Source organism: Bacteroidales bacterium (assembly GCA_012519055.1).
Taxonomy (GTDB): Bacteria; Bacteroidota; Bacteroidia; order Bacteroidales; family Salinivirgaceae; genus JAAYQU01.
The window spans coordinates 20,630-39,928 of the sequence record JAAYQU010000001.1 but is presented as its reverse complement, the minus strand read 5'-3'; the positions used below and the strand labels follow the sequence as shown (position 1 = coordinate 39,928).

Here is a 19,299-nt window from a genome sequence, read left to right as displayed (position 1 = left end):
ATAAAATTCATATTGTTTCCCCCTTTGATATAGTCTTTTCTTGCTATATTTAAGTCAATCAGTTAAATATTAATAAAAGTTAATAATTGATTTACCATAATTTGTAACGTCGTAAAACAATCATTAGAAAAGAATTAACTATATTGCAAAACAAAAAGTACATAATTTTTATGTGCAATATATAGTTGATTCTAACACATAAAAACAATGGTTTTTCATTTTCTAATATTGAGTGGTGAGTCTGAGGATTTTGTTTTGGAATTACAGTTACATCAAAAAAATAGTTTCCTCGATTTTCATCATGCTATTATAGAAGCGTTAAATTTTGACAGTAATAATCTTGCCTCTTTTTGGAAAACAGATGAAAATTGGCAAAAAATTTCCGAGGCGACACTAATTGATATGGACGAGCATAGCAAGCATTTGATGAAAGATATTAATATAGAAGATTGGTGTAGCAATAAGGGAGAGAGGTTTTTATATATTTTCGACTATTTCTCGGAAAGAAGTCTATTTATTAAGATTGTGAATATCATAGATTTAGAAAATAATATATCTAAATATCCGACAGTTGTAAGACTTGAGGGCGTTGTGCCGCTTCAAACTAAAAGAGGCGAAAAATATATAGATGACCTGCTCAATGCGTTCTCCTCAAATTAAAATTAAACCTGATTTTGTTAATTTTATATATCAGTTTGTTATGACTAATTCAAAAGAAACATACTTTTGTAAACGAAATAACGTTCTCTATCTTTACAGAAATAATTATATAGTATGATTCGCAAGATCACAATATCAGTTTCGTTTTTTCTAATGATTTTTTCCGTTAACTCTTTATCGGCACAGGTAGTAAGGAAATATAGTAATGAGTTTTTAAGTATCGGCATTGGAGCAAGAGCAATGGGCATGGGCAATTCGGTTGCAGCTTCAACAACTGACATCTATTCAACCTATTACAATCCGTCGGGGCTATTGTCAATGGAAAACGATATGCAGGTTGGATACATGCACTCTGAATATTTTGCAGGCATCGCAAAGTACGATTATGGTGCAGTTGCTTACCGTATAAACGAAAGTCAGGTGGCTGGAATTTCGTTTATAAGATTTGGAGTCGATAATATTCCCAATACACTGAATTTGTATAAAGACGGAGTTCTAAATTACGATCGTGTGACATCATTTTCTGTTGCAGATATGGCTTTTATTGGCACTTTTGCGCAAAAAATACCAGTTGAAAACCTTTCAGTAGGCGGTAATATAAAAATTATAAGACGTAAGGCTGGCGATTTTGCAAAATCGTGGGGTTTTGGTTTTGATGTTGGTGCGAGATATGTATTAGACGATTGGGTTTTTGCTGCGATAGCTCGTGATGTTACAGGAACTTTTAACGCATGGAGTTATAATACAGACGACTTGCGAGAAGTATTTATAGAGACTGGAAACGAGATACCCACCAATTCTCTCGAAATAACTACCCCGCGGATTATTGGAGCAGTATCATATTCATACACAATACGCGAACGTTTTAAGATTTTGGGAGAGTTTAACCTCGATATCACTACAGATAAAAAAAGAAATACCCTTATTCGCACCAATTTTATAAGCATGGATCCCCAACTCGGCTTAGAGTTTAGCTTCGATAATATTGTTTATGCCCGATTTGGAATACGCAACCTTCAACAAGAGATTGGGGATGAATCGAAAAAACACTATACAATTATGCCGGGTATTGGTGCAGGCTTGCAAATAAACCGATTTGGATTAGATTATGCTTATACCGATATCGGAAATGTTTCGGGAGCACTCTATTCACACATAATATCTCTGAAGTATCAGTTTAATCAAAGAAGCAGTAATTGATAGCTTTATCAATTAACAGGATGTAGAGACGGTGCATGCACCGTCTCTACTGTCATCAAAAAATATCCGAAATAATAAACCCATGAACTTGTTTTCATGTATCTTTGCGGCACAATTAAAAATGTAAAATGACAGTAAGAGTACGATTTGCACCGAGTCCCACAGGACCACTTCATATCGGAGGTGTAAGAACAGCCCTATACAACTATCTTTTTGCACGTAGCAAAGGAGGTAAATTTATTCTCCGTATTGAAGATACCGACCAAACGCGATATGTTCCCGGAGCGGAGGAGTATATAATCGAGTCGTTTCGTTGGCTTGGACTGAAAATAGACGAAGGACACACTGTTGGAGGTCCTCACGCATCTTATCGGCAGTCTGAGCGTTCCGAAATATATGTTAAATATGCTAATGAACTGATTGATAAAGGTTGGGGATATTTTGCTTTTGACACACCAGAGGAGTTAGATGCTATAAGAAAATCGTATGAGGCTCAAGGTAAGGTATTTACCTACGACACGACTACACGTATGCAGATGAAAAACTCTCTGACACTCCCTTTAGAAGAGTCGATGAGAATAATCGAGAATGATGAACCTTATGTCGTAAGGTTTAAAATACCAGAGAACCGCGAGGTCGTTATGAATGATATTATAAGAGGCACGATAAAAGTTGATACACAAACACTTGACGATAAAGTACTTTTCAAATCAGACGGACTGCCAACTTACCATTTGGCAAACGTTGTTGATGACCACTTAATGGAGATAACTCACGTAATCCGTGGTGAAGAGTGGTTGCCCTCACTTCCGTTGCATGTGCTTTTGTACGAGGCTTTTGGCTGGCAAGATACAATGCCAAATTTTGCACATCTTCCGTTGATTTTAAAACCCGAAGGCAAAGGAAAATTGAGTAAACGCGATGGAGATAAATTGGGATTTCCTGTCTTCCCTTTGTTATGGGAATCGCCCGAAGGAGAAGTTAGCCGCGGATACCGCGAAGATGGTTATCTGCCCGAAGCTGTAATTAATTTACTTGCGCTTTTAGGTTGGAATCCCGGCACTGAGCAGGAGATTTTTAGCCTCGAACAGTTGATAGAAGCGTTTGATTTAGAGCGCGTAAGCAAATCTGGAGCACGTTTTGATCCCGATAAAGCACGTTGGTTCAACCACCAACATATTTTGCTGAAAAGTGACGATTTTTTGGCAGTGGAGTTTGTTAATATCCTAAAAAACAAAGGAATAACAGCCAATTATTCATATGTTTTAAAAATTGTTCAGCTTATAAAGGAGCGTCTGAACTTTACACACGAATTGTGGGATCATGGCTGGTTTTTCTTTATTAATCCAACCGAGTTCGATCCAAGTGTTGTAAAGAAACGTTGGAAAGCTGATATTATTCCTCACGTAAATAATGTGGGAAAAATCATTTCTGAAACAACACCGTATGAGGTAGCAACTATTAAGGAGAACGTTTCGAAATATATAGAGCAAAACGGATTAGGCTTTGGTGCCGTTGCTAACGCACTTAGATTGGCTTTGGTAGGAGGTTCAGTTGGACCCGACTTGTTTGCGATATGCGAAACTATTGGTGCTGAGGCTTGTGTAAATAGAATTGAATTTGCAATTAACAATATATCAATACAATAGATAACGTGTGATATGGAGTGTCATGATAATTGCGCAGCTTGTTGTATCTATTTATCCATATCATCTCCAAGTCCGTTGCATCCCAACGGGAAAAAGGCGGGCGAACGTTGCCTTTACCTGTCTGACGATTTAAAATGTTTAATTTATAACCATCCTGATAGACCGAAAGTGTGTGCGGATTTCAAACCCGACCCACTTATATGTGGACGAAGCACTGATGAGGCAAAGGATATAATGTCAAAATTAGAATGTCTGAATATTTAGACCTTTTTAGCGAAATAGAAAGCGATTTTTTAAACTACGTCGATTGCTTTGTTGATGACGACGAAGAACCAGAATTTCTTCAACTTATTAACTTAAAAAAAGAGCACTCTTTAAAAGTATCTGAACTTTCAGGTAAGATTGCACACTCGGAGAATTTCGATGATAAAACGATTTTGTTGTGCAAAGTCGGAGGGATAATGCATGACATAGGTCGTTTCGAACAACTCAATTTTTACAGAACTTTTGATGACTTACAATCTGTCGATCATGGCGATTTGGGACACAATGTGCTTTCAAACACAGGGTTCCTCGAACATTTTAGTACGCCCGAACAGCTGGCTCTTTTGTATGCAGTTAAAAATCATAACAAAAGATATGTAACAGAATATCCAGACGAAATTTCCGAAAAAATAACCAAAGTTGTCAGAGATGCCGACAAACTCGATGTTTACCGGGTAATGCAAGAAAGTTTGGAAAAAGAGTCTGATGAAAACAAAAGTACTGTTTTGCTCAATTTGGAAGAGAATGGAAAAATTTCTGATGAAGCATATCAACAGTTTAAAAATCACAAGGTTGTGAATAAGCAACAGTTAAAATCGGCAGCTGATTTTTTAGTTATGCAACTTAGTTGGATTTTTGACGTTAATTATAAGTCAACGTTTAATTTAATTTCCAGTTCTGAGGGATATCAATTTATAACCAAATGTCTGAAAGACGATGAATTGTTTGATAACATAAATGATATTATCACACAATATATTGAACAAAAATTAACAAAATAATTGTAGAGACGGAGCATGCTCCGTCTCTACTTTACAAACTTTTAACTCATAAAATAAACCCATAAAAACAACAACAAAATGAAACGATTAGCTTTTTTAGCAATAGCTCTTTTAGGAGTAGTTGCATGTAACACACATCAAGCTGAGCTTGAGCAACTTAGAGAAGAAAACTTGAAATTAAAAAATCAGCAAGGACAAAACGAAGAGGCTCTTTTTAACTTTGCCGAAACTTTTAATGCAATACAGTCAAATCTCGACAGTATTGCTGCAAAAGAGGGAATAATTAACAAACTTGCAGTTTCGGGTGAAAAGTCTAAACCCGCACACGAAGAGGTAAATGAACAAATTAATGCGATTTACGACATGTTGTTGCAAAACCGTAAAAAATTGAACCAGATGTCGCATAACGTTAAGTCTTTATCGACTAAAAACAAAGACTTGGAGTCGATAGTAGAACGTATGACCAAACAGATGGAAGAGAAAGTGGTTGAGATAGAGGTTCTTCGTGGTCAACTTGAGAGAATGGAATATCAAATCACAGGCTTGAACGTAAAAGTTGACAGTCTGAGTATTGTAGCACAGGAGCGCTATCAGGTAATTGAAGAACAAAAAGTTGAGCTGGCTGACCAAAAAGAAAGACTCAATACAGTATACTATGCCATAGGAACTGAAAAAGAGTTGATTGCAAACAAAGTAATTGACAAGTCTGGCGGATTTATAGGTATTGGCAAAACTCGTACAGTCTCTGACGATTTGAACACTAGATATTTTGAAGCCGCTGATAAATATGTGAAAAAAACGTTTGTTTTAGGTGCTAAAAGAGTAAAACTTATCACTTCGCACCCAACAGAAAGTTATACGTTACACGGCGACAAAACCGTTGACAGCTTAACAATTGAGAACCCCGACTTATTTTGGCAACAGTCTAAATACTTGGTAATAAGCGTAAAATAAGGCGAATATAGTTCAAAATAGAAAAACCGATAAATTCTTAGTAAAGAGATTATCGGTTTTTTTATTTCTATAACCGCTAATTGTTAATTAGGGTTCACTGAAAAAGTATGTTATCTTTAGGTGTGGGTTGCGTGATGCGTGGTTGGTGGACATTAACTAAATATCCATTAAGGAGTTAAGGAACATTTAGGAAAGACTGCGTCTTTATGATATGGTTGATTTTTGAAGATTCATATTTTTGGATTAGTACATGTTTTTTGTCCGTAGGACAACATATGATTAACCATAGGCGTAAGCCTATGGGTGTGCAATAGCACACAATCCCACCCGTAGGGTGGCACATTGCTTTAATGTATTAGTGTCGCCCTACGGACGAAAGTCGAGGGGGTGCCGTTTCCGTAAGATAAATCTTACGGTTAATCACATGTTGTCCTACGGACATTTCCGACTTCAGATTTCTAATTGGGTTTAGGTTTAAACATAAGTGCACGAATTTTTTGAAAAATATTAGTAAAACCTTGCACTTAAACAAGGTAAAAATGCATGTATTATGCTTAAAATCAAAAGAATAAGACTTTTTTTAGTAAACCCTAATTACAACTTTATGTTCTGCAATGCCGTTTGTGGTGTGTAGTTTAATAAAATAGATACCATATGTAAGCGAAGATACATCTATAATGTTCTCTGTATCAAACATTTCAGTCTGGTATTTCACCAATCTTCCAAGAGCATCGTAAATCTCAAAGCTACAGATAGGCGTGTCGCTTTTTATATTAAGAAAGTCGCTTGCTGGATTGGGATAGACTATAACAGAGACTTGCGGAGTATCCTCTATACTTGTAAACATATTTGGTATAAAGTCTTTCCATTGCCATGCATTTTGATACTGATGTAAACTTGCTTCAGGAACATAGAGCGCACAAGCATTAGCATCTGTGCCTTTGGGAACACCAAAAAACACCTTTTCACCTAATGTTACTAAGCGGGGGTCTGTTATTAGAGAAGTTATAGAAGTTAATCCTGTACAATGGATAAAAGCCTCATCTCCAATTGATTTTACCGTTGTAGGTATTGTAATTGATATTAAACTACTACAACTATTGAAAGCAGCGTCTCCAATTGACGTTAAGGAGTTATGGAGAGTAACTGACTCTAATGCAGCGCATTTGGCAAAGGTATAACGACTAATTGACGTTATCTGTTCAGGAACAGTTATTGACGTAAGATGTACACTACCCTCAAAAGCAGCAATCCCTATTGAGTCAACAGATAATGGAATATCGTATGAAGCTCCCACCTTGCCCGCAGGATAAGTTATTAACGTAGTTTTGTCATAGTTAAACAATACTCCGTTTTCGCTGATATACTCCGTGTTTTCGGTCGCAACGTCTATAGCAGTAAGCGAAGTACATCGCCTGAAAGCTCCATTGCCAATAAATGTAACAGATTTTGGAATAGTAACTGAGGTTAAGCCAATACAACCATCAAAAGCTCCTTTACCGATTGAAGTAACAGATGCAGGAATAGTAAGCTCTGTTAAACTCTCGCAGGATAAAAAAGCTCCCAGCCCAATCTCAGTTACTATTTCAGGAATAGTAATTGATATTAAATTTGTACATTGAAAAAAAGTACCTATCTCTATTGAAGTTATGAGTTCAGGAATATTAACTGATGTTAAACTAGAGCAATAACCAAAAGCAAACTCTCCGATAGATGTTACGGAGTTAGGAATAGTAGCCGATGTTAAATTAGAACAGTAAGCAAAAGCATATTCTTCAATTGATGTCAGTGAATCGGGAAAAGTAACAGATGTTAAGCTTGTACATTTGAAAAAAGTATGGTTATTAATTGAAGTTAATAATTTAGGGATGTTAACAGATGTTAGACCTGAGCATTCAAAAAATGCATAACTACCAATTGACGTTACTGAATCAGGAATATTAACTGATGTTATTCCTGAGCAATAGCTGAAAGCACAATCTGCAATTGACCTCAAAGAGTCAGGAATATTAATTGATGTTAAACGGTTGCAGAATATAAAAGAACGAGCACCAAATGATTTCACGGAGTTAGGAATAACAACAGATATTAAGTTATCGCAACCATAGAAAGCACCTTTTCCAATAGAAGTAACTTTGAATAAAATGTTTTTATAGAATACTGTGTCTGGTATAACTAAATTGCCATAAGGTTTTATTTGATTCCAATACGGAGGTCCAGCAAAGTCTGGCACAACTTCAACAGTTGGGGGCTCAAGGCTTGTTATTTTGTAAATATGATAATCGTCTATCTTGATCTTTTCGCCTATTGTTTGTGTCAAGGCAACTGTGCTTATTGTCAGGGCAAATAGCGTAACTATTATGTTTTTTATTTTAAACATAGTTTTTAATACTTTACTTTTTTATAATTTTAATTGCTTGGCAGATTTCTCCGTTTACTTTAAGGCAGGCAATTAAAACAGAGGGCTTTTCCGGTATAAAACCATTAGCAAGCCCATGCCATTGTATTGAATGATCTCCTCCTTCCTTGATTTGTTGGGTTAAACATTGTATAAGCTTGCCTTGCAAGTCGTAAACGCTTAGCTCTACCATAGCTGCTTTTTCTATCTTATATTCAAAGTTTATATACTCAGTAAAAGGGTTTGGGTAACAGCGAAGCATCGCTTTTTCTCTTTTTGAGGAAAATTCACTAATGCCCACAGGATTATCTACAAAATTGCCATTGCCATCATTAAATAACAACATAAGATTGTTCTCTAAGTAAGAGTAACGCAATTGAGCTATTATAAAATCGTTATATCCGTTGCCATCAAGATCAGTCGCGTAAAATATTCCTCCTTCACCACCTAGATGAACCAAAGGTATAGGTTGAGGCTCTGAGAGTTGAAAGTTCCCAAGATTGTAAAGTATTTCTATACCTACAATAGTGTCCATAAACTCTGCAAAGGGGGGAGTTCCCAAGTTGTAAGCTATATCGGGCAAACCATCATTATTGTAATCTATAACAAAAGGGTTTCCCCCCGGTGTTGAAACATACTTGTCTAATTTTAGGAAATTTTCATTTCCTATATTTTGGTAGAAATTTATCCACTTCACGGTCGCTGAACCACCCATAGATATAATATCTACTAATCCGTCTAAATTGAAATCAACAATGGAAATTCGTTCACTAGATGACAGAGGGTCAAGCACCTTTTTTTCAAGACCAAAAGTTCTTGAATAGTAAATTTCTAATGCTTCTCCAAAAGCAACAACAACATCATCTCTACCATCGCCATTCAAATCTCCGCACTGTATACCCCGTGGAGGATGATCAGTATTATAGAATTCTGGTGGTGAAAGTAAACCATATCCAAGATTATATAGCACCATCCAGTTTTGTATCCAATTCGACAATACAAGTATATCTATAAGTCCGTCACCGTTTACATCTCCGTAAGTAACATCACGAACAATATAATTAAGGCCCGCTAATGTACGATATAGCAAAAAATCTTTATAAGTATTAAAACTTCCATTTTCGTTGTACCAAACACGAATATATCTTTCAAAAAAACCATCACGATCACAAAGTTCTCCGTATAAAGTTACCAAATCGGGATAATCATCTTCGTCAATTTTACATGCAAAAATATTTTCTTGAGAACCGCAAAAGCTTTTTGATGTATCGGCTATTGTAAAATTCCCTTTGCCGTCATTTTTTAATATTGTAAATGACGGATTTGTTTCTTGCAACATTGTTTTATGACCAACAATTATATCCATATCACCATCTAAATCTATATCGGCAGAACTAACAGACCAGATTGTTCTTGGAACCGTGTAGGTACTTTTTGGTGTGTCAGAAGTAAACGCAAATGTAAATAGCAAGAGTGCTATAAGTGTGTATTTTACTTTCTTCAAAACTGAAATTAAAATATTTCTCATGTCTTTATTTTTTTAATATCAAACGAGAAGATCTTAAGTTCTAAGACATAAAATTATCGTATTTTACTTTCTAAAATAGTGTTGAAAAGTAAAAAAACAACACTGTCATCCTGTTAACGACTCTCTTCGAATTTTGAACAATAGCAAATGTATATGAAAATGTTTACAAAAGCATGTTTTTTTTAATAAAAAGGTCTTGCTTTATTGTTAATTATCTAGCTTTTTTGAGTGTCGCTTTTTCAAAGAAACTCTCCTGCTTTGTAAAACAAGAGTAATTCCGTAAGCCATTAAAAGAAGTGAGAATATCCCCGCAGCCCTCCCAAGCCAATCGCCATATTTCGTATAGAATGTGGTTTCGGTGTTCAAATGAACTTTATCGGAGATTACATCGGGTGTCCACCACTCTGTTGGCTGTAATATTTCGCCACGTTGGTTGACAAAACAGCTTATGCCAGTGTTTGCAGAACGGGCAATGGCTCGGCGTGTCTCTATGGCTCGCAGGCTTGCAAATGAGAGATGTTGCTTGTAACCAGGAGTATTGCCCCACCAACCATCGTTAGTTATTATTGACAACATATTTGCCCCTTCGTGTACATACTCGGTAACATACTCGCCATATACCGATTCGTAGCAAATAACAGGTGCAGCCATAATACTTCCAAATTTGAATACTGAAGGAATCTCTTGTGTACCCAGACTTCCTACGGTTCCCCCAAGATCGATGCTAATACTCTCCAGAAACTTTAAATACTTTGGATAGGGCATTTTTTCAACTCCTATTACTAATCTAGACTTATGATATATCTGTATTTCAGCCGAATCGTACATTAAGGCGGTATTGAACCTATCGTAAAAAATTGCTGTGTCTCTGAAGGCTATCGCAGTTGGGGATGGAGTTTCTCCATTTTCATATATCTTCCTTGTGCTGGCACCAATAAGTACAGAAAGATTATTCCAATTGCTTAAAAAACTACTAATCACAATTGACGACATGGCGTTCTCTATACTGTTTTCCCAAACATTTTCAGTAATTGCAGTCTCAGGAGCCACAACCATACGTGTCTCGGTAGTGATTTTTTTTGCTGCCAGGTCTAATATTCTGTCTAATTGTTCACGATCTGAAAGCCCGTTAAACTTCTCTTTATATGGGTCTATATTGGGTTGTACAACGACAACCTCAAATGCTTCACCTTTTTCCTCATAGTTGCTATAAACAAACCAGCTATATGTAAACAGAAAAGCTGGAATAAACAGGGTTGCAATAGTTTGATATATAGTGTATTTGTTGTTTTTACTTTCTTTAAATGCAATTATAATTCTTGACAGTGATATGTTGACAAACAACACCAAAAGAGTTCCTCCAAGAGTTCCTGTGTATTCGTACCACTGTACAAGCGAGGGCGTAGTGCTAAAAGTATTTCCTAAATGAAGCCAGGGAAACGATATTTCAGTACGTAGATAAGCAAATTCAAAAGCCAACCACCATATAATTAACGTATAATTACTAATTCTAAAATTGCTTTTTCTTCTCAGCCAAAAGTAGAGACAAAACGTAAAAAGCATAAGAAAACTGTTACCTATAACAGCGAAAATGGCACCAAAAAGTGTGGCTTTATATATCCACCATATTGTTAATGAGTTCCATATGAGAAATGTGATAGAGGCATACAGAGTCATTTTCTTTTGTGAATCTTTCAAACCCTCAACACTGTTTTCCACAAGCAACAAAGGAACAATTGCAACTAATATCAATAAAGCAAAAGGCTTAAAAAACCATGAGGTGGCAAGCAACAGCCCCGATAAAACTGATAACAGTATGTTATTTTTTGTCATTTTACAGACCTTGTGATGTGATAAATTGTCTTTTACGAATATTTTTCTACGTGAATTTGTTTGTAATTCAATCTATAGAAAACTCATAATATTAACAGGTTTTTTATAACGAACCCAAAATTAGTTATTATTTAACTATTCCATCATTAATTTGCAGTTACTTTTTAGTTAAGTAAAATTAGAAATTTTTGATGCATTGCAAATAATATCTAACTTTGCTATATACTTATTTTTATTTATCGTGCAAACATTTACTGAAACATATTGTTTATATTCAAAAAAACATTGTTGGTAAAAAATAAGAGTTAACTTATCTTTTTTAAAACAATGTCGGCATACAGTTTGTTTTAATTAATTTGCATGTGAGGTAATCTGCGTACTAGTATAGTGCAAGATGATGTTGGCAAATTTGTTTTTTGCTAAATGAAATCGATGCAGGGGAGTTTACAGGTAAATAAAAATTCAAAATATTTGGAAAGTGAACTGAATATATAATTGTTTTGTTATTTAATACACCAAAATATGTCAACACTGCGTAAAAACGTAAAAAAAACAGAAAAGCAAGTTAATATCAAACTCTCAGGAGATGTTAGCATTGCTAATAGTAATGAATTAAAAAGTATACTACAAGAGTTTTTAACAGATAATCGTAAAATAAGAGTTATCTTTGAAAAAGTTGAAGCTTTTGACTTATCTGCTGTACAGTTGCTTTACGCTTTTAAGCGTGATCGAGAAGCAAAAAAACTCGAAGTATACTATGATGCCGATTTAAGTCAGTCAGCATCAGTTTTATTACAACACGCAAATATCACAATACTTGATAAAGAATAGATTCCCATGGAGAAAAAATCTTAATTGTTGATGACTCAGAAAGTATTCGCGAAGTAGTTAGTTTTACTTTAGAAAATGCTGGCCACGAAGTAGTTAAAGCAGTCGATGGACAAGATGCTCTTAAATATCTTGATGGACAGAAGTACGATTTGATTATCACCGACCTGCATATGCCAAACCTTAACGGCATTGAACTAATAAAGAAAGTTAGAACTATAGAAGAGTATAAATTTATTCCAATATTGTTTTTGACCACCGAGTCGCAAACAGCAAAAAAAATGGAAGCTAGAGATGCCGGGGCTACAGGCTGGATTGTCAAACCATTTGTTCCCGAGAAACTGCTCGAGGCAATTAAAAAAGTTGTGAGATAATGGAAGCGTTTAAAGAAAAATTTAAAGAAGAAGCCAGAGAACTTATTGCCGAACTTGAACACATGGTACTTAAGTTGGAAGGCAATAGAACCGATAAGTCCATTGTCGAAGAAGTTTTTCGCGTAATGCACTCACTTAAAGGAGGTAGTGCAATGTTTGGATTTACATTGATTGATAAATTCACGCATTTGCTAGAAAATATTTACGACAAAATAAGAGCAGGAGAGTATCAGGTTACAGACGATATTCTTGATATAACTCTTAATGCAGTTGACCATTTGCGTAACTTGATAGAAGAAACACCAAAAACAGTTGCGCAATTAGAGAAAGATAATAATAAATTTATCGAACAGATTGAGAATATTCTTAGTACAGGAGTTTTGAAATCAAACGATTCGAAAACTTCATCCAAAGGCAATAGTAAAGAGATAAGCAAGCATACAAAAACATATTTTGTTCGCTTCGAACCTTCTGTCGATTTCTTTCAAGATGGTTCAAATCCTTTGTTTTTAATTGATGATATATGGCAGCTTGGGGAAATACTAATTGTTCCTATATTCTCCAAAATACCGAAATATGAAAAAATAGATCCAATAGATTGTTACATGTCATGGAATTTGTTGGTAGCAACAGATGATGACATAAATGCAATTATGGATGTTTTTATTTTTACAAACAAGCGTTCGAAAGTTGAAGTAGCAAAGCTTTCCGATAACAATTTGTTAGCAGAAGAATCACATAGAAAAACACTGTTAGAAACCTTATCGAAAAATTACAATGACTTGTTTGATAAATTGAGCGCCATTGCTCTAGACTTTGAAAAGGCACAAAACGAAAGTGACCCAAATTTTCAAAGACAAAGAGTACAGTCTACACACTCTAGCGAACAAACTATAGCCTCGATACGGGTATCAAGCGAAAAGCTCGATAATCTGATAAACTGGGTCAGCGAACTTGTTACAATACAAGCGCAGCTATCATTATATACCCAACATAACCAGCATATCGGATTGGCTCCAATATCGGAAGAGATTGAAAAAATAACTCGCCGTTTACGTGATGACGTTTTTAGCATAAGATTAATACCAGTTTCCAACATGCTTACACGTTTTCAGCGATTAGTTCGAGAGTTATCACACGACTTGGATAAGGATATTGTCTTTGAGTCTCGAGGAACTGAAACCGAGTTGGATAAAAATATTATTGAGATGCTTGCCGATCCGATAATGCACATAATAAGAAATAGTATTGATCACGGAATTGAAGAGAGCGCCGAAGAGAGGGTAAAAAAAGGAAAACCAGCCAGAGGCAAAATACTTTTTAATGCGTACTATTCAGGAACAAATGTTTATATACAAATTATTGATGACGGAAAAGGCATTGATGCCGAAAAAGTTAGAGCAAAAGCAATTGAAAAAGATCTAATAAGCTCAGAATCAGAGATTTCTAATAAAGAGCTTTTTGATTTTCTGTTTCTGCCGGGATTTAGCATGGCTAAAGTTGTTACAAACCTTTCAGGACGTGGTGTAGGAATGGATGTTGTGAAACGGAAAATAGCTGATTTAAGAGGACAAGTTGAAATAGACAGTAAGCTAGGATTGGGGACAACAGTAACAATTAAGCTACCACTTACATTATCGATTATAGATGGATTATTAGTGAAAGTTGAAAATACAAACATAGTAATACCACTATCTTCTGTCCATAAAGTATATGAATATGAGCATACTAAGATAGAAAAAGCTGTTAATAATCTGATTTTAGCTGACGGGGAACAGGTGCCGATAATAAACCTACGTAAATACTTCAAGATGAAATCTATTCCGCCACCTTTAGAAAGAGTTGTTACAATTGAGTATGGCGAATATTACATGGGTTTTACTGTAGACGAAATCATTGGAGAGTATCAGGCTGTTTTAAAGCCACTCGGAAGTGCATTTAAAGAACAAGATTTTTTCTCTGGTGCAACAATTTTAGGCGATGGAACAGTTGCATTAGTGTTAGATCCAAATAAACTTATAGAACTGTTTGCAAAAACAGAGGTGAAAATCGGTGATTAAAAATTTTACTAAAGATATTACTAGTGTATAAAACTATAAGAAAAAACAAAAATAACAATATTATGAAAGAGAAACACAAAGAAGCCGACACAGTAAGCAAAGACATTCAAACCTACTTGTCTTTTCGTCTTGGAGACGAGGAATTTGCTACTAACGTTCAGAAAGTATTAAACATATTAGAGCTCAAGCCCATAACAAAAGTACCACATTCTCCTGAGTACATGTGCGGAGTTATCAATCTGAGAGGTAATGTGTTGCCAGTTGTTGATATGCGTGTAAAGTTCGGAATGGAAAAAAAAGAAGCAACTCCCGATACATGTATTATAGTATTAAATGTTGACATCAGTGGTGAAGAAGTAATGTTGGGTATTTTGGTTGATTCAGTAAGTGAAGTGCTTGAAATTGACGAGATGCAGGTTGAACCATCTCCAAGTATTGGAACTCGATATAAAGCCGAGTTTATTAAAGGTATGTGGCGTCAAGGTGACGATGCATTTATAATGCTTTTGAATATCGACCTCATTTTTTCAACCAACGAAGTAGTATTGCTACAGGCAAAAACTGAAGAGGCAGGAGAAGTTAAAGAGGAAGAGTAATAAAACGCTTATGTAAGAAATCTTCTTAATTAAAATTTGTATATAAAAGTGATGGACATTCAGCCCAAAACATATTATAATGCTCAGTTGTCAGATAAAGATTTTGATGCATTAAGTTCATACATATATGGCGAGTATGGAATTAAAATGCCGTATGTGAAAAAAGTTATGTTGCAAAGTCGTTTGCAAAAGCGACTTAAAGAACTGAATTTGTCTACATTCAAAGAGTATATTGAACATGTGTTTGGAACGCCCGGTTCTGAGGAGGTTATACATATGATGGATGTTGTATCAACCAACAAAACCGATTTTTTTCGCGAGCCTGCCCATTTTGATTTTATGAGAGATGTAATACTACCTGAAGCCATATCAAACAACCAGCGAAACATAAAAATATGGAGCGCAGGAAGTTCAAGTGGAGAAGAAGCATATACTATTGCGTTTACAATCAATGAGTTTAACGAAAATATTAAAAATAATAGTGGAATAGATTATCAAATTATTGGAACGGATATCTCTACGATTGTTTTAAAAGCAGCAATCGATGCGGTTTATAAAGAGGATAAAGTAGAGCCAATTCCCATGTCATTGAGGAGAAAGTATTTTTTAAAATCGAAAGATCCCAGGAAAAATTTATACAGAGTTATTCCACAAGTAAGATCAAAAGTTAAATTTGGCAGAATGAATCTTATGGATTCATCTTATTCGATAAATGAAACCTTTGATATCATATTTTGTAGAAACACTTTGATATACTTTGATAGAGAAACGCAAGAAAACGTGATAAATAAGCTGTGCCGGCACTTACGACCGAAAGGATATTTCTTTCTTGGTCATTCTGAATCTATAACAAACATGAATGTACCATTAAAGCATATAAAACCAACAATTTTTCAAAAAGACGACCATCGATGAGACTACTGATAATTGATGATGATGTAATAATGCGTGAAATCATTAAAGATTTACTCGTTGATTATCCTATATATGTTGATGATGCTCCTAACGGAGTTGAGGGTATTAAGAAAATAAGAGAAAATGACTATGATGTTGTCTTGGTTGACATAATTATGCCCGAGAAAGGAGGACTTGAGTTAATTGTGGAAATTAAGGCAGAACAACAAAACTTAAAAATAATTGCCACAACAGGTGGTGGCGCTTATACTGTTGATGAGTATCTGGAAAAGGCAAAAGAGTTGGGAGCAGATGCAGTGATAGCAAAACCATTTTCTGAAATAAAACTTGTCGAAATAATTAATGATCTTACAGGGAAAAATGAATAAATATCAACTTACAGAAGAAGAGCTACTTGAGGAGTTAAAAAATAGAATGTTGCAATGTAGAAGAAACTTAAAACAATTGCAAGAGATTAACGAAGAACTTAAAGTTGCTAATGTAAAACTTAACGAGAGCGAGGCTCTTAAAAGCCATTTTCTTTCAAACGTCACAAATGAAATGGTCAATCCTTTTGCTTCTATTTTAGGCTTGAGTAAATCTATTATGGAAATAAAAGACACAGATAGAGCAAAATCAATGGCTCAGCTTATATATAATGAGGCTTTTAATTTAGATTTCCAACTTAAAAATATTTTTGCTGCTGCCAAAGTTGAAGCTGGACAAACAAATGTTGAAATAAACAATGTTGATATTAATGGTGTAATTAATAGCGTTATAGACACATACAAACATAAAACAGAACAAAAAAACCTGACTGTTAATTTTGAATACCATGTATCCGAAGAGGTAGGCGATAATTTTGTTTTTCCTACTGACGCCGAAATGTTTAAACTCATTATATCAAACATTTTGAGTAATGGTATTAAATTCAGCAACAATTTAAGCAACATAGAAATAAAGACTGCTGTTGTTGACGAAGAGCTTTTTGTTTCAATCAGAGACTATGGAGAAGGAATTTCTCATGAAAATTTAGAAAGAATATTCGATCGCTTTGAGAAGGGAAATGATGAGATAAATTCGGTTAACGAAGGATACGGATTAGGGCTATCAATAACCAAATCGTATCTTGATATTCTTGGAGGAAGAATTGACTTGAGTAGTGAAGAGGGCATGGGCACTCTTATAATTATAAGTATCCCTAGGTTGGCTTGTACGGTAGTGGAAGGAATGGCTTTTGATGGAAATGAATTTTTGTTTGATGACTTAGATAACGTGGTGTTTTAAATTATGACGAATACATTGCCTTCACATTATCTTTATCCAGCGGCCATGTTTTATTCGGTTGAACCATATTTGGTTAATACTATACTTGGCTCTTGTATAGCGGTGTGTTTTCACGATAACACACTTAAGATAGGTGGAATAAATCATTATATGCTCCCTTTTTGGAATGGCGAGGGATTAGCATCACCTAAATATGGCAATATAGCCATTGAAAAATTATATGAACAGATGCTGAAAATGGGTAGCCGAAAACATAATATTGTAGCTAAAGTTTTTGGAGGTGGTGAGGTTATTGATACTACCACTAATTTGTTTAACATAGGTAAAAGAAATATAGAAGTTGCAGAATCAATGTTACAAGATCTTGGCATAAAAATAGTTGCAGCAGATACAGGGGGAAAGTTTGGACGTAAGTTGCAATTTAACACACAAACAGGTGTTGTCCTTATGAAAACCATTCAACGTACAGTTGCTCAACCATAATGTAAGATCGTAACAGCAAATCGAATACCTTGTTATACCATTTGTAGTTGTGGCCATATAACGCACTAACCTTGGACTAGATACTCAAAAGTATGACTGTAAAGCATATGAGATCCATACGACCTTAGACTGAAAACTATAGAAATATGAAAAAGATTAAGGTATTGATTGTTGATGACTCCGCAGTTGTGAGACAAACTCTTTCTGCTATCTTTAATATGGATCCCGAGTTAGAGGTTATTGGCGTCGCAGCAGATCCCTATTTTGCAGCAAAGAAGATTCGTAAAGAGGTTCCCGATGTAATAACTCTCGATATTGAAATGCCAAGAATGGATGGACTCACCTTTTTGAGAAAAATAATGAGCCAACATCCTATTCCAGTAGTAATAATATCATCACTTACAACAAAAGGAGCAGATACTGCAGTGCGCGCGCTTGAGCTTGGTGCAGTAGACATCATTGCAAAGCCTAACATGAGTACCAGAGAATTTATAGAAGAGTCGCGCATTAGAATCACAGATTCGGTTAAAACTGCGTCTAAGGTTAAACCAAAACGTCGTGGTTATGCTAGTGCTACTACTAAACCTGTGACAAAAACCCCAACATCTGTACCACAAACGGAATCACCGATAATAACATCGCAACAAACCACAACTACACTGCCGAAAAAAGAAAGACCACGTATAAGCGAACCAATACAGGTACAGCCAAAGCTAAGCGCCGACGTAATACTCCCATTCACAAAAGGGCAATCGATGATAAAAACAACTGAAATGGTCGTTGTAGTAGGTGCATCTACCGGTGGAACAGAAGCTTTGCGTGAGTTTCTTACGGCTTTGCCTCCCGACTCGCCAGGAATCGTAATTGTGCAACATATGCCAGAGGTCTTTACCCGCTCGTTTGCAGATAGGCTTAATGAGTTATGCCAAATTTCAGTAAAGGAGGCAGAAGATAACGACACAATAATCAGAGGAAGGGCTTTGATTGCTCCAGGAAATCGCCATACGTTGTTAAAACGCAGTGGTGCGCGTTATTACGTTGAAATCAACGATGGTCCATTAGTAAACAGACACAGACCTTCGGTTGATATACTTTTCAGAAGTGCAGCAATATATGCAGGTCCTAACGCATTGGGAATACTTATGACAGGAATGGGAGACGATGGTGCCAGGGGACTATTGGAACTAAAAGAAAGAGGTGCTGTAACCATTGCCCAAGATGAAAAATCGAGCGTAATATTTGGAATGCCTAAGGAGGCTATTAAACTAGGAGCCGCCCAACACGTACTACCATTAAACCAAATGGCTCAGTTTGTTATAAATCACAAACACTAAAACCGTACATCATAGCTTTTGTTTTTCTCAAAACTTGAGAAAAACAGCAATGCTATACTAAAGATGACCAAACTCAGGCAACTGGTTAAACCGCGGTTACAAGAGAATGGTCATCAAAGCAAAGATAGTACATTTTTATTAAAAACCAAAATAAAACGTAAAAAATGCAAGAAAA

Annotated in this window: 18 protein-coding genes; 15 read left to right on the top strand and 3 right to left on the bottom strand. The window is 35.5% G+C overall.

The window, feature by feature from the left end:
* Nucleotides 1-207 precede the first annotated feature (207 nt).
* The 6 genes from GX311_00190 to GX311_00165 all read left to right on the top strand — a co-directional run bounded on the left by GX311_00190 (nucleotide 208) and on the right by GX311_00165 (nucleotide 5,509).
* Nucleotides 208-660 (top strand): hypothetical protein, encoded by a 453-nt coding sequence (locus tag GX311_00190; GenBank protein ID NLK14796.1) that lies wholly within the window; start codon nucleotides 208-210, stop codon nucleotides 658-660.
* Between the two features lie 114 nt (nucleotides 661-774).
* Nucleotides 775-1,860: a PorV/PorQ family protein gene (locus GX311_00185; protein ID NLK14795.1), complete on the top strand. Its 1,086-nt coding sequence runs from the start codon at nucleotides 775-777 to the stop codon at nucleotides 1,858-1,860.
* A gap of 128 nt (nucleotides 1,861-1,988) precedes the next feature.
* Nucleotides 1,989-3,509: a glutamate--tRNA ligase gene (locus tag GX311_00180; protein ID NLK14794.1), complete on the top strand. Its 1,521-nt coding sequence runs from the start codon at nucleotides 1,989-1,991 to the stop codon at nucleotides 3,507-3,509.
* 12 nt (nucleotides 3,510-3,521) lie between these two features.
* Complete coding sequence (locus GX311_00175; GenBank protein ID NLK14793.1) at nucleotides 3,522-3,773, top strand: YkgJ family cysteine cluster protein; 252 nt, start codon at nucleotides 3,522-3,524, stop codon at nucleotides 3,771-3,773.
* Nucleotides 3,758-4,555: an HD domain-containing protein gene (locus GX311_00170; GenBank protein NLK14792.1), complete on the top strand. Its 798-nt coding sequence runs from the start codon at nucleotides 3,758-3,760 to the stop codon at nucleotides 4,553-4,555. Before GX311_00175 ends, GX311_00170 begins: the two co-directional genes overlap by 16 nt.
* A gap of 78 nt (nucleotides 4,556-4,633) precedes the next feature.
* Nucleotides 4,634-5,509 carry a hypothetical protein gene (locus tag GX311_00165; protein NLK14791.1) on the top strand — a complete coding sequence of 292 codons (876 nt, stop codon included), beginning with the start codon at nucleotides 4,634-4,636 and terminating at the stop codon, nucleotides 5,507-5,509.
* Nucleotides 5,510-6,089: 580 nt separating this feature from the next.
* Here the strand turns inward: GX311_00165 and GX311_00160 are convergent.
* The 3 genes from GX311_00160 to lnt all read right to left on the bottom strand — a co-directional run bounded on the left by GX311_00160 (nucleotide 6,090) and on the right by lnt (nucleotide 11,268).
* Nucleotides 6,090-7,889 (bottom strand): leucine-rich repeat protein, encoded by a 1,800-nt coding sequence (locus GX311_00160; protein ID NLK14790.1) that lies wholly within the window; start codon nucleotides 7,887-7,889, stop codon nucleotides 6,090-6,092.
* 13 nt (nucleotides 7,890-7,902) lie between these two features.
* On the bottom strand, nucleotides 7,903-9,435 hold the full coding sequence (locus GX311_00155; GenBank protein ID NLK14789.1) for a T9SS type A sorting domain-containing protein: 1,533 nt from the start codon (nucleotides 9,433-9,435) through the stop codon (nucleotides 7,903-7,905).
* A 207-nt stretch (nucleotides 9,436-9,642) separates the two neighbouring features.
* A complete protein-coding gene (gene lnt, locus GX311_00150; protein NLK14788.1) occupies nucleotides 9,643-11,268 on the bottom strand; it encodes an apolipoprotein N-acyltransferase in 1,626 nt (541 codons plus the stop codon).
* 522 nt (nucleotides 11,269-11,790) lie between these two features.
* Between lnt and GX311_00145 the strand changes: the two genes are divergently transcribed.
* From GX311_00145 to GX311_00105, 9 genes are all read left to right on the top strand, one after another.
* A complete protein-coding gene (locus GX311_00145; protein ID NLK14787.1) occupies nucleotides 11,791-12,099 on the top strand; it encodes an STAS domain-containing protein in 309 nt (102 codons plus the stop codon).
* Complete coding sequence (locus tag GX311_00140) at nucleotides 12,096-12,470, top strand: response regulator (protein ID NLK14786.1); 375 nt, start codon at nucleotides 12,096-12,098, stop codon at nucleotides 12,468-12,470. The genes GX311_00145 and GX311_00140 overlap by 4 nt, the downstream gene beginning before the upstream one ends.
* A complete protein-coding gene (locus GX311_00135) occupies nucleotides 12,470-14,530 on the top strand; it encodes a chemotaxis protein CheA (protein ID NLK14785.1) in 2,061 nt (686 codons plus the stop codon). The genes GX311_00140 and GX311_00135 overlap by 1 nt, the downstream gene beginning before the upstream one ends.
* Before the next feature lie 62 nt (nucleotides 14,531-14,592).
* Nucleotides 14,593-15,126 carry a chemotaxis protein CheW gene (locus GX311_00130; protein NLK14784.1) on the top strand — a complete coding sequence of 178 codons (534 nt, stop codon included), beginning with the start codon at nucleotides 14,593-14,595 and terminating at the stop codon, nucleotides 15,124-15,126.
* Nucleotides 15,127-15,177: 51 nt separating this feature from the next.
* Complete coding sequence (locus GX311_00125) at nucleotides 15,178-16,041, top strand: methyltransferase domain-containing protein (protein ID NLK14783.1); 864 nt, start codon at nucleotides 15,178-15,180, stop codon at nucleotides 16,039-16,041.
* Nucleotides 16,038-16,409, top strand: coding sequence for a response regulator (locus GX311_00120; GenBank protein NLK14782.1), 372 nt, complete (start codon nucleotides 16,038-16,040; stop codon nucleotides 16,407-16,409). Before GX311_00125 ends, GX311_00120 begins: the two co-directional genes overlap by 4 nt.
* Nucleotides 16,402-17,307 carry a HAMP domain-containing histidine kinase gene (locus GX311_00115; protein NLK14781.1) on the top strand — a complete coding sequence of 302 codons (906 nt, stop codon included), beginning with the start codon at nucleotides 16,402-16,404 and terminating at the stop codon, nucleotides 17,305-17,307. Before GX311_00120 ends, GX311_00115 begins: the two co-directional genes overlap by 8 nt.
* A 45-nt stretch (nucleotides 17,308-17,352) precedes the next feature.
* On the top strand, nucleotides 17,353-17,790 hold the full coding sequence (locus tag GX311_00110) for a chemotaxis protein CheD (GenBank protein ID NLK14780.1): 438 nt from the start codon (nucleotides 17,353-17,355) through the stop codon (nucleotides 17,788-17,790).
* Nucleotides 17,791-17,936: 146 nt separating this feature from the next.
* Nucleotides 17,937-19,124, top strand: coding sequence for a chemotaxis response regulator protein-glutamate methylesterase (locus GX311_00105; GenBank protein ID NLK14779.1), 1,188 nt, complete (start codon nucleotides 17,937-17,939; stop codon nucleotides 19,122-19,124).
* The last annotated feature ends 175 nt before the right edge of the window (nucleotides 19,125-19,299 follow it).

What these genes read in the sequence shown, in the direction of transcription:
- GX311_00185 (NLK14795.1), top strand. Translation starts at nt 775, where the DNA reads ATGATTCGCAAGATCACAATATCAGTTTCGTTTTTTCTAATGATTTTT.
- GX311_00120 (NLK14782.1), top strand. Translation starts at nt 16,038, where the DNA reads ATGAGACTACTGATAATTGATGATGATGTAATAATGCGTGAAATCATT.
- GX311_00160 (NLK14790.1), bottom strand. Translation starts at nt 7,889, where the DNA reads ATGTTTAAAATAAAAAACATAATAGTTACGCTATTTGCCCTGACAATA.
- GX311_00125 (NLK14783.1), top strand. Translation starts at nt 15,178, where the DNA reads ATGGACATTCAGCCCAAAACATATTATAATGCTCAGTTGTCAGATAAA.
- GX311_00155 (NLK14789.1), bottom strand. Translation starts at nt 9,435, where the DNA reads ATGAGAAATATTTTAATTTCAGTTTTGAAGAAAGTAAAATACACACTT.
- GX311_00115 (NLK14781.1), top strand. Translation starts at nt 16,402, where the DNA reads ATGAATAAATATCAACTTACAGAAGAAGAGCTACTTGAGGAGTTAAAA.
- GX311_00180 (NLK14794.1), top strand. Translation starts at nt 1,989, where the DNA reads ATGACAGTAAGAGTACGATTTGCACCGAGTCCCACAGGACCACTTCAT.
- GX311_00170 (NLK14792.1), top strand. Translation starts at nt 3,758, where the DNA reads ATGTCTGAATATTTAGACCTTTTTAGCGAAATAGAAAGCGATTTTTTA.
- GX311_00105 (NLK14779.1), top strand. Translation starts at nt 17,937, where the DNA reads ATGAAAAAGATTAAGGTATTGATTGTTGATGACTCCGCAGTTGTGAGA.
- lnt (NLK14788.1), bottom strand. Translation starts at nt 11,268, where the DNA reads ATGACAAAAAATAACATACTGTTATCAGTTTTATCGGGGCTGTTGCTT.
- GX311_00165 (NLK14791.1), top strand. Translation starts at nt 4,634, where the DNA reads ATGAAACGATTAGCTTTTTTAGCAATAGCTCTTTTAGGAGTAGTTGCA.
- GX311_00110 (NLK14780.1), top strand. Translation starts at nt 17,353, where the DNA reads ATGTTTTATTCGGTTGAACCATATTTGGTTAATACTATACTTGGCTCT.
- GX311_00190 (NLK14796.1), top strand. Translation starts at nt 208, where the DNA reads ATGGTTTTTCATTTTCTAATATTGAGTGGTGAGTCTGAGGATTTTGTT.
- GX311_00175 (NLK14793.1), top strand. Translation starts at nt 3,522, where the DNA reads ATGGAGTGTCATGATAATTGCGCAGCTTGTTGTATCTATTTATCCATA.
- GX311_00145 (NLK14787.1), top strand. Translation starts at nt 11,791, where the DNA reads ATGTCAACACTGCGTAAAAACGTAAAAAAAACAGAAAAGCAAGTTAAT.
- GX311_00130 (NLK14784.1), top strand. Translation starts at nt 14,593, where the DNA reads ATGAAAGAGAAACACAAAGAAGCCGACACAGTAAGCAAAGACATTCAA.
- GX311_00135 (NLK14785.1), top strand. Translation starts at nt 12,470, where the DNA reads ATGGAAGCGTTTAAAGAAAAATTTAAAGAAGAAGCCAGAGAACTTATT.